Origin of the sequence: Streptomyces sp. NPDC046203, from assembly GCF_040646255.1 — a bacterium.
In the GTDB taxonomy this organism is placed as follows: Bacteria; Actinomycetota; Actinomycetes; order Streptomycetales; family Streptomycetaceae; genus Streptomyces.
Genome location: NZ_JBEYZX010000014.1, coordinates 35,846 through 48,794, shown reverse-complemented (window position 1 = coordinate 48,794; position 12,949 = coordinate 35,846). Strand labels below are relative to the sequence as shown.

The 12,949-nt window shown below is 72.4% G+C and carries 9 protein-coding genes; 5 read left to right on the top strand and 4 right to left on the bottom strand.

Translation table 11 applies throughout. From position 1 onward, the window contains the following. Positions 1 to 69: 69 nt before the first annotated feature. On the bottom strand, positions 70 to 1,161 hold the full coding sequence (locus ABZ990_RS14005) for a M4 family metallopeptidase (protein WP_361230326.1): 1,092 nt from the start codon (positions 1,159 to 1,161) through the stop codon (positions 70 to 72). A 323-nt stretch (positions 1,162 to 1,484) separates the two neighbouring features. Here ABZ990_RS14005 and leuA point away from each other — a divergent pair, with 323 nt between their 5' ends. From leuA to ABZ990_RS13980, 5 genes are all read left to right on the top strand, one after another. After that, on the top strand, positions 1,485 to 3,248 hold the full coding sequence (gene leuA, locus ABZ990_RS14000; RefSeq protein WP_361230323.1) for a 2-isopropylmalate synthase: 1,764 nt from the start codon (positions 1,485 to 1,487) through the stop codon (positions 3,246 to 3,248). Positions 3,249 to 3,686: 438 nt separating this feature from the next. Then, complete coding sequence (locus tag ABZ990_RS13995; protein WP_361230320.1) at positions 3,687 to 4,379, top strand: TerB family tellurite resistance protein; 693 nt, start codon at positions 3,687 to 3,689, stop codon at positions 4,377 to 4,379. 408 nt (positions 4,380 to 4,787) lie between these two features. Then, entirely contained in the window at positions 4,788 to 6,890 is a 2,103-nt protein-coding gene (locus ABZ990_RS13990) for an MMPL family transporter (protein WP_361230318.1), read from the top strand. A gap of 128 nt (positions 6,891 to 7,018) precedes the next feature. Further along, positions 7,019 to 8,302 carry a histidine kinase gene (locus ABZ990_RS13985; RefSeq protein ID WP_361230315.1) on the top strand — a complete coding sequence of 428 codons (1,284 nt, stop codon included), beginning with the start codon at positions 7,019 to 7,021 and terminating at the stop codon, positions 8,300 to 8,302. Between the two features lie 41 nt (positions 8,303 to 8,343). Further along, a complete protein-coding gene (locus ABZ990_RS13980) occupies positions 8,344 to 9,030 on the top strand; it encodes a response regulator transcription factor (protein ID WP_361230513.1) in 687 nt (228 codons plus the stop codon). A gap of 209 nt (positions 9,031 to 9,239) precedes the next feature. Here ABZ990_RS13980 and ABZ990_RS13975 read toward each other — a convergent pair whose 3' ends face one another. From ABZ990_RS13975 to ABZ990_RS13965, 3 genes are all read right to left on the bottom strand, one after another. Continuing rightward, positions 9,240 to 10,619, bottom strand: a complete 1,380-nt coding sequence (locus ABZ990_RS13975) for an FAD-dependent oxidoreductase (RefSeq protein WP_361230312.1) — start codon at positions 10,617 to 10,619, stop codon at positions 9,240 to 9,242. Positions 10,620 to 10,955: 336 nt separating this feature from the next. After that, positions 10,956 to 11,822, bottom strand: a complete 867-nt coding sequence (locus ABZ990_RS13970) for a hypothetical protein (protein ID WP_361230309.1) — start codon at positions 11,820 to 11,822, stop codon at positions 10,956 to 10,958. Between the two features lie 218 nt (positions 11,823 to 12,040). After that, on the bottom strand, positions 12,041 to 12,832 hold the full coding sequence (locus ABZ990_RS13965; protein WP_361230305.1) for a DUF2785 domain-containing protein: 792 nt from the start codon (positions 12,830 to 12,832) through the stop codon (positions 12,041 to 12,043). Between the last annotated feature and the right edge of the window lie 117 nt (positions 12,833 to 12,949).

The window sequence follows — 12,949 nt, the reverse complement described above, 5'->3', positions numbered from 1 at the left end:
CCGGCGACGCCGACGACGGCCTTACGGCCCCCGGCCCCGACGGCCCCGACGGCCCCCGGCCCCGTCCCCTCAGCCGGTCGGCACCCCGACCGTGGACCACGCCTTGAGGACCGCCTCCGTCTCCGCGCCGCCGTCCCCGAAGAGCGTGCGCGCCGAGGCGACCGTGGCCCGCGCGAAGTCGGCGAAGGTCGCCTCCTCGCCGAGCGTTCCGCCCGTCATCACGTCGTACCAGATCTTCCCGGCCCGCTCCCACGACGAGCCGCCGAGCTCGGTGGCCAGCAGGTAGAAGGCGTGGTTGGGGATGCCCGAGTTGACGTGCACGCCGCCGTTGTCGGCGCTCGTGCGGACGTAGTGGTCCATCGTCGCGGGCTGCGGGTCCTTGCCGAGGACGTCGTCGTCGTACGCGGTGCCCGGGGCCTTCATGGAGCGCAGCGCCACGCCCTTGTCGACGGCGGGCCCGAGCAGGCCCTCGCCGATCAGCCAGTCCGCCTGGGCCGCGGTCTGGCCGAGCGCGTACTGCTTGACGAGCGAGCCGAAGACGTCGGACACGGACTCGTTGAGCGCGCCGGACTGGCCGTAGTAGGCGAGGTTGGCGGTGTGCTGGGTGAAGCCGTGGGACAGCTCGTGGCCGATCACGTCGACCGGGATGGTGAAGTCGAGGAACAGCTCCCCGTCCCCGTCGCCGAAGACCATCCGTTCGCCGTCCCAGAAGGCGTTGTCGTACTTCCGGTCGTAGTGGACGCTGGCTGGCAGCGGCATGCCGGAGCCGTCGATGGAGCGGCGGCCGTAGACCTTGTGGAACAGGTCGTAGGTGGCGCCGAGGCCCGCGTACGCGCGGTTGACGGTGGCGTCCTTGCTCGCGGGGTCGCCCTCGGCGCGTACCCGCTTGCCGGGCAGGGTGGTGCGGTGCTGGGCGTCGTAGATGGTGCGCTGCGGACTGTCGGCGGCGTCGGAGCCGGTGCCGGAGCCGGAGGCGGCGGCGCGGGCGGTGAGCGAGACCCGGGCGGTACGGTGCGCGGCGTCGGCCGCGAGGGTGCGGCGGGCGGCCTCCGCGTGCGCCGGGTTCGAGGACTCGGACAGTCGCGTCAGGATGTGCGGCGGGACGATCGCGCAGAAGACGCGCGGGCGGGATCCCGGCCAAGGCGTCAGATGGTGAGTCATATCAGCAATGTGGCACCGTGTGGTGCCTCTGTCACGACCTGCGACGAGGATTGACGAAATGGAGTGATGGGTCACCTTTTCCCCTTGACGGCGCCCGCCGTCCGCATACTGGAACGGTCGTCCAGGTCCACGAACCCCTCGGCTACAGTGACGCGCATCATGCGTTTCGGGCTGCTTCTCCTTAGCTGCCGCGGCGAGGGCCTGTAGTCGTAGGCCGACCCCCTCCCCGCGGGTTTCGGTGTTGCGTTCGACAGTCGGCCTCCCTCGCGCTCGGTCCCCGGGCAGGGGGGAACTCCACCGCTGGACCCGAGGAGCCCCACGCAATGAGCCAGTCCGTCTTCGCCGGCCGACCGACGCCGATCACCAACGCGACGCACACCCAGCGCCCCTCCGGCATGCCGGTGCACAAGTACGGCCGCTACGAGGCCGTCGAGATCCCGGACCGCACCTGGCCCGACCGCCGGATCACCAAGGCCCCGCGCTGGCTCTCCACCGACCTGCGCGACGGCAACCAGGCCCTGATCGACCCGATGAGCCCGGCCCGCAAGCGCGAGATGTTCGATCTGCTGGTGCGCCTGGGCTACAAGGAGATCGAGGTCGGCTTCCCGTCCTCCGGCGAGACCGACTTCGCCTTCGTCCGCTCCATCATCGAAGAGGGCGCGATCCCGGACGACGTCACGATCTCCGTCCTGACCCAGGCCCGCGAGGACCTGATCGAGCGGACCATCGAGTCCCTGGTCGGCGCCAAGCGCGCCACCGTGCACCTGTACAACGCCACCGCGCCCACCTTCCGCCGGGTCGTCTTCCGAGGCTCGAAGGACGACATCAAGCAGATCGCCGTCGACGGCACGCGCCTGGTGATGGAGTACGCGGAGAAGCTGCTGGGCCCGGAGACGGTCTTCGGCTACCAGTACAGCCCGGAGATCTTCACCGACACCGAGCTGGACTTCGCCCTGGAGGTCTGCGAGGCGGTCTGCGACGTGTGGCAGCCCGGCCCCGGCCGCGAGATCATCCTCAACCTGCCTGCCACCGTGGAGCGTTCGACGCCGTCCACGCACGCGGACCGCTTCGAGTGGATGTCCCGCAACCTGACCCGCCGTGAGTACGTCTGCCTGTCCGTCCACCCGCACAACGACCGCGGCACGGCCGTCGCGGCGGCCGAGCTGGCCGTCATGGCCGGCGCCGACCGGATCGAGGGCTGTCTGTTCGGGCAGGGCGAGCGCACCGGCAACGTCGACCTGGTCACCCTGGGCATGAACCTGTTCTCGCAGGGCGTCGACCCGCAGATCGACTTCTCGCAGATCGACGAGATCCGCCGGACCAGCGAGTACTGCAACCAGATGGAGGTCCACCCCCGCCACCCGTACGCGGGCGACCTCGTCTACACCGCCTTCTCCGGCTCCCACCAGGACGCCATCAAGAAGGGCTTCGACGCCATGGAGGCCGACGCGGCCGCCGCCGGCAAGACCGTCGACGACATCGAGTGGGCGGTCCCGTACCTGCCCATCGACCCCAAGGACGTCGGCCGCTCCTACGAGGCCGTCATCCGCGTCAACTCGCAGTCCGGCAAGGGCGGCATCGCGTACGTCCTGAAGAACGACCACAAGCTGGACCTGCCGCGCCGGATGCAGATCGAGTTCTCCCGGATCATCCAGGCCAAGACCGACGCCGAGGGCGGCGAGGTCACGCCGGCCGCGATCTGGTCGGTGTTCCAGGACGAGTACCTGCCCAACCCGGACAACGCCTGGGGCCGGATCCAGCTGCGCTCCGGCCAGTCCACGTCCGACACCGACGGCACCGACACCCTGACCATCGAGGCGGTCGTCGACGGCGCCGAGACCGTGCTGACCGGCTCCGGCAACGGCCCGATCTCCGCCTTCTTCGCCGCGCTCCAGGCCATCGGCGTCGACGCCCGGCTGCTGGACTACCAGGAGCACACGATGAGCGAGGGCGCGTCCGCGCAGGCCGCCTCGTACATCGAGTGCGCCATCGACGGCCGCGTCCTGTGGGGCATCGGCATCGACGCCAACACCACCCGCGCCTCGCTGAAGGCGGTCGTGTCGGCGGTGAACCGCTCGGCGCGCTGACCCGGCGTCTTGGCGCTGAGCCGGCGTCTTGGCGCTGAGTCGTCGTCTTCGCGGCGAAGCCCGTACGGAACCTTCCGTGCGGGCTTCGCGCGTGAGGGGGCCGGTGTGACGGGTTTGTACGGCGGTCCGTACGGGGGCCTGTACGGGGGCCGTGCGGTGGGTCCGCCGGGCGTGCTCGCACACCTGCGCCTATACGCCGGGTTCTGTACGCCGCACTCCGTACCCCAGGCTCTCACGAGGCCCGTACACGTTCCGAAACGGCACACTTGTACGGCTTGTCGCTCGATCTTGTAAGAGCCCGTACGGGCCGGGCGGGGCCCGGCAGGTCTCGGCCATCTCCCCGTCGTTCTGCCGTCGGGGTACTGACGCGGCTTCGTCGATGTGGCTAACATCACGCCAACGCCGGCAGGGGCGCCGGCGTGGCGAGGGAGGTGCGACGTGCGGGCAGCGCGGAGGTCACGGGACCGGAGCAGGGTTCTCTGCGGAATCCGCACCTCCTGGAACACGGTCGGCGACGGCGAGTTCTTCTGCGAGGAGTGCGGCGGCGACCGCAACTACCGCCGCCGGACCGGCCGCCGCCGGTTCGCCGTCCTCGGCGTACCGCTGCTGCCCCGGGGCCAGGCCGGCCCGGTCGTCGAATGCGCCTCCTGCCACCACCACTTCGGTACGGACGTGCTGACGCACCCGACCACCAGCCGCTTCTCCGGGCTGCTCCGGGACGCGGTGCACACCGTCGCGCTCGCCGTCCTCGCGGCGGGTGGCACCAGCTCGCGCGCCGCCCTGGACACCGCCGTCGCGGCCGTACGGGCGGCCGGATACGCGGACTGTACGGCGCCGCAACTCGTCGACATGGTCGACGGGCTCGCCGCCGACACGGGCCGCTACCTGCCGGACGCGCACAGCGGGGGAGCGGCCCTCGCCATCGAACTCCACGAGGCCCTCGAACCGCTCTCCCCGCACCTGGCCGCCGCCGGCCGCGAGTCGATCCTGCTCGACGGCGCCCGCGTCGCCCTCGCCGACGGCCCGTACACCCCGGCCGAGGTCGAGGTCCTCGGCATCGTCGGCACCGCGCTCACCCTGTGCGCCGACGACACCGCCAGGCTGCTGGCGACGGCCCGTACGGTGGGCTGAGCGGGGGCGGTGCGTGCGGGGCCGGTCGACTGGCCGCTGCCCCCTGGCCGTGCGGCGCCCCGTGAGACCGTGTTCCCGTCGTCCCGTCGCCCCGTCCTTCCGGGCGCCCAGGCCACCCCTGCTGCCCCGGCCGAGTGCCGGGACCCGTCCCCCTGGCCCGTACCGCCGCTCCCGCCCGCGCCGCCTGATCCGGGCCTCCCTCCGGGTCCCGCCCCTCTCCCGGTCCCTACTCCCGCCGTTACTCCCGGGGGAGTAACGGCCGCCCCGCCGCACCCCCGGCGGTAGGGCACATCTCCGTCACCGGTCCGACGTTTCGGCCGTCCCGCGCCGCGACGCTGGGAGCGACCCACCGGACGACACGGGAGGAGGGCCCCGATGGAGGCCCAGCACGGCACGCGGAGGGGGACCTTGGAGGAGGGAACGGGCGGGCAGCGCGGGCGCGTTGTGCCCTGGGGGCTGCTGGCCCTGTGGGTCGTCGTCATCGCGCTCGCCGCGCCGCTCGCCGCCAAGTTGAGCGACGTCCAGAAGGACCGGCCGGTCGACTATCTGCCCGCCAGTGCCGACTCCACCCAAGTCGCCGAACTCGTCGACAAGTTGCCGGGCGGCGAGGTCACCGAACTCGTCCTCGTCTACCACCGGGACGGTGGTCTGGGGCCCGCCGACCGGGCCGTCGCCGCCCGCGAGGTCGCCGGGGTCGCGGCGAGACACCGGCTGAACTTCCCCCCGAGCGCGGTGCCTTCGAAGGACGGCACGACCGTGATGTACGCGGTCTCCAGCAACGAGCCCGGCGCGGAGAAAGGGGACCGCATCGCGTACGTGAAGGACATCCGCGCGACGGTCACCGGCCGGGTCGGCGGGCCCGACGCGTTCAGCGCCGACGCCCAGGAGGTCTTCGGCTCGCTCGACGGGCCGCTGCTCTACACGACCGTCGCCGTCGTCGCGATCCTGCTCGTCCTGATCTACCGCAGCCCGCTGCTGTGGCTGGTCCCGCTGGTCGCCGCGGGCGTCGCCGACTACCTCGCGATGGCCGTCGCGTACGCCCTCAACCAAGGCTTCGACCTGTCCGTCTCCGGCCAGAGCACCGGCATCATGACCGTCCTCGTCTTCGGCGCGGGCACCGACTACGCCCTGCTGATCATCTCCCGGTACCGCGAGGAGTTGCGCCGCTTCGCCCGTCCGTACGACGCGATGCGCGCCGCCCTGCGCGGCTGCGGCCCCGCCGTCCTCGCCTCCGCCGGCACCGTCAGCGTCGGCATGCTCTGTCTGCTCGCCGCCGACATGAACACCAGTCGGGGCATGGGCCCGGCCGCCGCCGTCGGCGTGCTGTGCGCGCTGGCCGCCATGACGACCCTGCTGCCCGCGCTGCTCGTGCTCCTCGGACGCCGGGTGTTCTGGCCGCGGGTCCCGGCGTACGGCTCCGCGCCCAAGGCGGCCCGCCGTTCACTGTTCGCCGCCATGGGGTCCTCCGCCGGCCGCCGGCCGGTCGCGGTCCTCGCCGTCGGCATCGCGGCCCTCGGGGCGCTCTCGCTCGGCGTCTTCAACCTGCCGGGCTCGCTCAAGATCCAGGACACCTTCACCACCGAGCCGGAATCCATCTCCGTGATGCGCACGCTCGCCGCCGCGTACCCGGAGCAGGGCACCCAGCCGATCACCGTGATGGCCAAGACCCCCGACACGACCGCGGCCTTGCGTACCGCCCGGGCCGCCGACGGCGTGCTGAGCGCCGAGAAGGGCCGCAGCGCCGACGGCTGGACCGAGATCACCGTGCTCGCGAAGGCCGCGCCGCAGACCTCCGGGGAGACCGCCACCATCAAGGGCCTGCGCGCGGATCTGCGCGCCGAGGTGGGGGACGGCGCGCTCGTCGGCGGCCCGAGCGCCGAACAGATCGACCTGACCGAGACCAGCGCCCGGGACGCCAGGGTCGTCGTCCCGCTCGTTCTCGTCTCGGTGCTGATCGTGTTGATCCTGCTGCTGCGCAGCCTGGTCGCGCCGCTGTTGCTGGTCGCCGCCGTCGTCGCCGTCTGGGGCGCCGCCCTCGGTATCGGCGGCATGGTCTTCGAACCGGTCTTCGGCTACGCGGGCACCGACCAGAGCCTGCCGCTGCTCTCCTTCGTCTTCCTGGTCGCCCTCGGCGTCGACTACGGCATCTTCCTGATGCACCGGACCCGCGAGGAATGCCTGGCGGGCGCCGAACCCCGGGCTGCCGCGCTGACCGCGCTGCGCACCACCGGCGGAGTGATCGCCTCGGCGGGTCTCGTCCTCGCCGCCACCTTCGGCGTCCTGCTCAACATGCCGATGGTGCAACTGGCGGAGATCGGCCTGGTGATCGCGGTCGGCGTGCTGCTCGACACCTTCCTCGTCCGTACATACCTGGTGACGGGTGCGAGCGTGCTGCTGAACCACCGGGTGTGGTGGCCCGGCCCGCTGTCCCGGCGCCATGTGGTTGGCGGCGGGCAGCCGGATCCTGGCAACAGGCCGGATTATGAAGGGCGTTCGGGCCGCGCCCACTGACTGGGCCGACCGGGCTGGTAGAGCCGGTCGAGGCGGGGAACGGAGGTCGGGCCGGGAGTGGGCATCCCGCCCCGGCCATCCCGGCCATCTCCTCCGGAGTCTCCCAACTACCTTTGTACGGAGGCAGGATGGGGCTCGTGGACCTCGTCGCCGCTCTCACCCGCGATCTACGGGACGCGCCGCACCCGGTGCGGCGCGACGCCGCGATCGCTGCCGGACTCGCGCTCATGTCGGCCCTGTCCGCCCAGTTGGTCGTCGACGGCCGACGGCCCGACGCCCTCGGCTGGGCGCTGCTCCTGGGGCTGCACGTCCCGCTGGTCTGGCGCCGCCGCCACCCGATGCCCGCGCTGCTGGCGCAGATCCCCCTGGTGGCGCCGTACCACGCGCTCGACTACATGCACGTGGCCCCCATCCCCGCCTCGCTGGTGCTGCTCTACACCGTCGCCGTGACCGGCTCGCCGCGTCGCACCGCCACCGTCGGCGCGGCCGTCACCGGTATCGAGCTGGTCATCCAACTCGCGGTCAGTCCCCACGACTACGCGGACATCCTGCGGGTGTCGGGCTGGGTGATCGCGATCATGGTGTTCGGTACGAGCATCCGGCTGCACCGCCAACTGGCGGCGAGCGCCGTGGAGAAGGCCGAACGGGAAGCGGAGCGACTGGCCGAACAGCGGGTCGCCGACGAGCGGTTGAGGATCGCCCGCGATCTGCACGACCTGCTCGCCCACTCCATCACCCTCGTCGGGGTGCAGACCTCCGTCGCTGCCCATCTGCTGGTCGCCGACCCCGGCCGGCTGGACCGGGCGGCGCTCGCTCGGGCCCTCGACGGTATCGCCGACACCTGCCGGGAGGCCCGCGCCGAGGTGCGGGCGACGCTCGACGTGCTGCGCGCCGACGGCCCGGCCCTCCAGCAGGGCCCGCTGCCCGGGTTGGCCGGACTGCCGGACCTGGTCCGTGCGGCCCGCGGTGAGCTGACCGTGCGGATCGGGGACGTACGGGTCCCGGCGGCGGTCGGCGCGACGGCGTACCGGATCGTGCAGGAGTCGCTGACCAACGCCGTCCGGCACGCGGGGTCGGGCGCGGCGGTACGGGTGGACATCGGCGTGGCGGGTGAGGTGGGTGGGACAGGTGGGGCGCGGACGCTGACGGTACGGGTCCGTGACGAGGGTGCGGTGGACGGCTTGGTGGACGGCCCGGCGCTCCAGGAGAGGGTGACGAGCAGTCCCGGATCGAGTGATTCCGGTTACGGGATCCTCGGCATGCGCGAGCGGGCCCGCAGCGTGGGCGGCACCCTGGACGCCGGTCCGCGCGCGGACGGGGCCGGGGGCTTCGAGGTCAGGGCTGCGCTGCCGCTCGACATGCGGGAGGCACCGAGCGAGCCGGCGAGCGAGACGGGAGAGGCGACGGCGTGAGTGGTGCGAACGGTGTGAGCGGCGCCAGCGGTGCGAGCGGTGTGATCAGGGTCTTGCTGGCCGACGACCAGACGCTGGTACGGGCGTCCTTCGCGATGCTCGTCGACTCGGCGCCCGACATGGAGGTCGTCGGGCAGGCGGGCACAGGCGCGGAGGCGGTGGAGCTGGTCCGCTCGGCGCGCGCGGACGTGGTCGTGATGGACGTACGGATGCCGGAACTCGACGGCATCGAGGCCACCCGGCTGATCGCCGCCGACGACGACCTGGCCGGGGTCCGGGTGCTCGTCCTGACCACGTACGACACGGACGAACACATCCTGGAGGCGCTGCGGGCGGGCGCGTCCGGCTTCGTGGTGAAGGACATCCGCCCGGCGGAGCTGCTGGCCGCGATCCGTACGGTCGCTGCGGGGGAGTCGCTGCTCTCGCCCGGCCCGACCGCGCGGCTGATCTCCCGGGTCCTCGCGGCACCCGAGGCGCCCGTCCGGGGCGGCGACGCCGGGCCGGAGGATCTGTCGGAGCGTGAGCGGCAGGTGCTCACCCTGGTGGCCCGGGGCCTGAACAACACCGGGATCGCGGAGACACTCGGCCTCAGTCCGCTCACCGCGAAGACCCACGTCAGCCGGATCATGGGCAAGCTCGGCGCGCGCGACCGGGCCCAGCTCGTCATCGTCGCGTACGAGTCGGGTCTGGTCGCTCCCGGCGCGGGCCCGGGGGCCGCCGGGATCTGACGGATGGAGCCGGGACCTGGCGGCGCCGGGGCGCTCGGGAACCGGGATCCGGCGGTGCCGGGCCCCGGCGGAGGCGGAAACCGACCGGGCCCGGACACGACGGAGGCGGGCCCGCCGGAAACCCGGCCGACCCGCCCCACTGGCGTACGCCTACTGCGTTCGTACGCCCGTACGCCCGTACGCCCGTACGCCCGTACGCCCGTACGCCCCTACGCCTGCTTCGGCGTGACGGCCTCGCTCGCGCGCAGCATGTCCTCGCGCTCGACGATCTTCACGCGCGCGCGGCCCTGCGGCTCGCCCAGCGCCTTCTCGGCGGCGTCGAGCTTGTACCAGCCCTCCCACGTCGTGTACGTGAGGCCCTTGCCCTCCAGGAAGGCCACGACCGCGGCCTCCTCCGGGGACTCGGGGGAGAGCAGCCGGCCGTTCGCGTGGTCGTCGAGCAGGTTGGCCACGGTTTCGTTGGCGTCGCCCTTGGTGTGGCCGATGAGGCCGACGGGGCCGCGGCGGATCCAGCCGGTGACGTACGTGGAGGGCATGGGGGCGTCGCCCTCCATGACCCGGCCGCCCGCGTCCGGGACCGTGCCGGCGGCGACGTCCCACGGCAGCTTGGGCAGCTCGTCGGAGAGGTAGCCGACGGCCCGGTAGACGGACTGGACGTCCCAGTCGGTGGTCTGGCCGGTGCCCTTGACGTTGCCGGTGCCGTCCAGCTCGGTGCGCTCGGTGCGCAGGCCGACGACCCGGCCGTCCTCGCCGAGGATCTCGACGGGGGACTCGAAGAAGTGCAGGAAGAGCTTGTGCGGGCGGTCGCCGACGTCGCGGATCGCCCAGTTCTCCAGGGTCTTGGCGACCATGTCGGTCTGCTTGTTCTTGCGCCGCTCGGCGATCGAGCCCTCGTCGTAGTCGATGTCCTCGGGGTTGACGATGACCTCGATGTTCGGGGAGTGGTCCAGCTCGCGCAGCTCCATGGGGCTGAACTTGGCCTGCGCCGGGCCGCGGCGGCCGAAGACGTGGATCTCGGTGGCCTTGTTGGCCTTGAGGCCCTCGTGGACGTTGGCCGGGATCTCGGTCGGCAGCAGCTCCTCGGCGGTCTTCGCGAGGATGCGGGCGATGTCGAGGGCGACATTGCCGACGCCGAGGACGGCGACCTTCTCGGCCTCCAGGGGCCAGGTGCGCGGCACGTCCGGGTGCCCGTCGTACCAGGACGCGAAGTCGGCCGCGCCGTACGAACCGTCCAGCTCGACGCCCGGGATCCGCAGCTCGCGGTCGGCCATCGCGCCGGTGGAGAAGACCACCGCGTCGTAGAACGCGCGCAGGTCGTCGAGGTGCACGTCGGTGCCGTAGTCGATGTTGCCGAAGAGGCGGACCTGCGGCTTGTCGAGGACCTGGTGGAGGGCGGTGATGATGCCCTTGATGCGCGGGTGGTCGGGCGCGACGCCGTAACGGATCAGGCCGAAGGGCGCGGGCATCCGTTCGAAGATGTCGATGGACACGCCCGGCTCGGCAGCGGCCTCGGACTTCAGCAGCGCGTCGGCGGCGTAGATACCGGCGGGGCCGGCGCCGACGATCGCAACCCGGAGGGGGCGGGGCATGTCTGGATTCCCTTCACACAAACGAGGTGGCGGCGCAGCCGCCGACACTTAGGCCAGCCTAAATAACACGGAAGGATGATCAGTACCCGCCCCCGGTCTATGGCCCCATAAGGCTGACTTATGGGTTCTCAAAGGGAGTCTCGGGTTCCTTCCCAGAATGCCACGTGCCCCGGGGTGCGTGGCATCCGCCGTTGCGTCCTCGCGCACCGCCGCGATGCCCGGCCGCACCTCGGCACGTCCGTCGCCGGCCCGGCGGGAGTGATCCCGGTCGAAAAACGCCTGCATGGGTCCCCGAGGGCGGGGCAGGCGGCGTTCAAGCGGGGAACGGCCTCGGTCCTAGCGGGCCCCGTCCAGGAAGACGGCCATCATCGCCACCGCGTCGAGCGCGCAGAAGGTGAGGAAGGCGCCGAACCCCGCGTTCAGCCGTCGGGCGGCCGGAAGCTGGAGCGCCACGACATCCGACGGATCCCGCGCGTCGTACGCGACCGGCACGGCGGGCCCCTCGCCCCAGTGGGGCAGGACCCGCCGGATGCCGGTGGGGTCCCGGTAGAGGTACGTGCCCGGCTCGGCCATCTCCGCGACGACGGTGACACCGCGCTTGACCAGGCGCCGCTCGCGGCGCCAGTTCCCCAGGAGATAGCCGCCGACGCCGAACCCGGCCGTGGCGATGAAACCGAACGGCACCATGGCGAGGGCCGTGCCCGCGTCGCCCGCGACGAGCGCGGCCACGCTCATGACGGCCATCAGGCCCTGGCAGCCGAGGACGAGCCACTTGATCCGGTGCAGGAACCGCCGGCGCCAGGCCGGCCGCCGGGTGCGCAGGACGGCGAACGCGGCGCCGTCGATCTCCTCGTCACCCCCGTCACCCCCGTCACCCCCGTCGCCCTTGTTGTCCTTGCCCTCCTCGCCGTCCGTGCTTTCCTCGGCCGCCCCCGGCTTGGGCAGCAGCGCGTTCACACCCTTGGTGAAGAGGGTCGCGGAGACCTCGCTCACGTCGTCGATCCGGTACACCAGCGGCTCCGCCCCGGCCCGCGCCCGCAGCTCGACGGCCACCGCCCGCTCCTCGGCCCGTACCCGCGCGACGGCCCTGAGGCGGATCGTCAGCTCCTCGCCGGGCCGCTCGAAGACCAGGCAGTCCGGCTCGGCGGACAGGGTGGCGCCGCCCCGGCCCTGGAGGAGGGGTATCGGATTCAAGATCGACATAACGGGAGAGTAGGTCCGGAACCGGAGCTACCGGGAGGGCCGCCCGTCAGAATCCCGGAGTGTGGAGGGGGCATGGAGCTCCGGGCGGGCTCCCGTGCGGGGATTCCGCCCGGGCGGCGGTTCGGGGACGCTGTCCGAGGTGGCGGGATTCGGCGGAACCGGAGGGGCCAGAGGGGCCAGAGGGGCCGGAGGGGCCGGAGGGACCCCGCCCCCCCGGGTCAGCGTCTGACGATCCGGTCCAGCGTGACCGCCACGGCCGCCTTGACCGCCGCGCCGTGGCGCAGGGGCACGGCAGGCGAGTCGAAGGTGGCGCGCACGCCCCGGTCGGCGAGGACGTAGAGCTGGCGCAGGGTGCGCAGACAGTTGCTGATGTGGGCGGGCACCGGGGTGCTGACGCGGTCGGATCCGAAGCGGTCGGCGATCGCGTCCAGCCAGCCGGTGGAGTCGTCGGCGCTCAGGTCGGCGCGGGTGAGGACCCGGCCGATCGCGCGGGCGAGGCGGTCGTCCTCGAACTGGTCGTAGACATGGTCGGTGGGCGCCGTCAGCCGGGCGGCGGCGAGGTCGAGCATCCGCGTCGGCGTCACCTCGGGGTGGAGGCCGAAGGAGGCGAGGAGGTCCGCGCCGTGCGCCACCGCGTGCAGCCAGCCGAGGGTCTCGTCGTGGCCGCGCAGATCCGCTTCCGCCGGATACCAGCGCGCGAACGCGTCCACCCAGTCGGCCTTGAAGTCCCCCGCGCCCACCAGCATGTCGAGGACGAGGGGAGCGAAGGTACGGGCCTCGGTACGCGGATCGGCGAACCGGGCGGCCATCTCGTCCCCCAGCTCCAGCCGCCGCTCGGGCCCGATCGTCCCGCGCTCTATCCAGGTCGCGAGAACGCCGTAGGGTGCGCCGTCCCGGATCGCCGGGTCGGGGTCCGCGAGGGCGCGGGAGAGTTCGTCCACGAGGTTGTTCAGGGGCCGGTCGCCGGGTACGGCGTAGTCGGCGGCTTCGATGCTGTTCCAGTCGATCACGGCCGCAGGGTAGGCGCTCGCCGCCCCGCCCGTACAAGGATTTTCCGGACGATCCCTTACGAATCCATGAACTGGCGTGCAGCAAACGGCAGTTACGGTTCCATCCGGTCTCCGCGC

Bases quoted from the DNA above. Each gene is read 5' to 3' on its own strand.
- ABZ990_RS14005 (WP_361230326.1), bottom strand. From the start codon at position 1,161: ATGACTCACCATCTGACGCCTTGGCCGGGATCCCGCCCGCGCGTCTTC.
- leuA (WP_361230323.1), top strand. From the start codon at position 1,485: ATGAGCCAGTCCGTCTTCGCCGGCCGACCGACGCCGATCACCAACGCG.
- ABZ990_RS13985 (WP_361230315.1), top strand. From the start codon at position 7,019: ATGGGGCTCGTGGACCTCGTCGCCGCTCTCACCCGCGATCTACGGGAC.
- ABZ990_RS13975 (WP_361230312.1), bottom strand. From the start codon at position 10,619: ATGCCCCGCCCCCTCCGGGTTGCGATCGTCGGCGCCGGCCCCGCCGGT.
- ABZ990_RS13970 (WP_361230309.1), bottom strand. From the start codon at position 11,822: ATGTCGATCTTGAATCCGATACCCCTCCTCCAGGGCCGGGGCGGCGCC.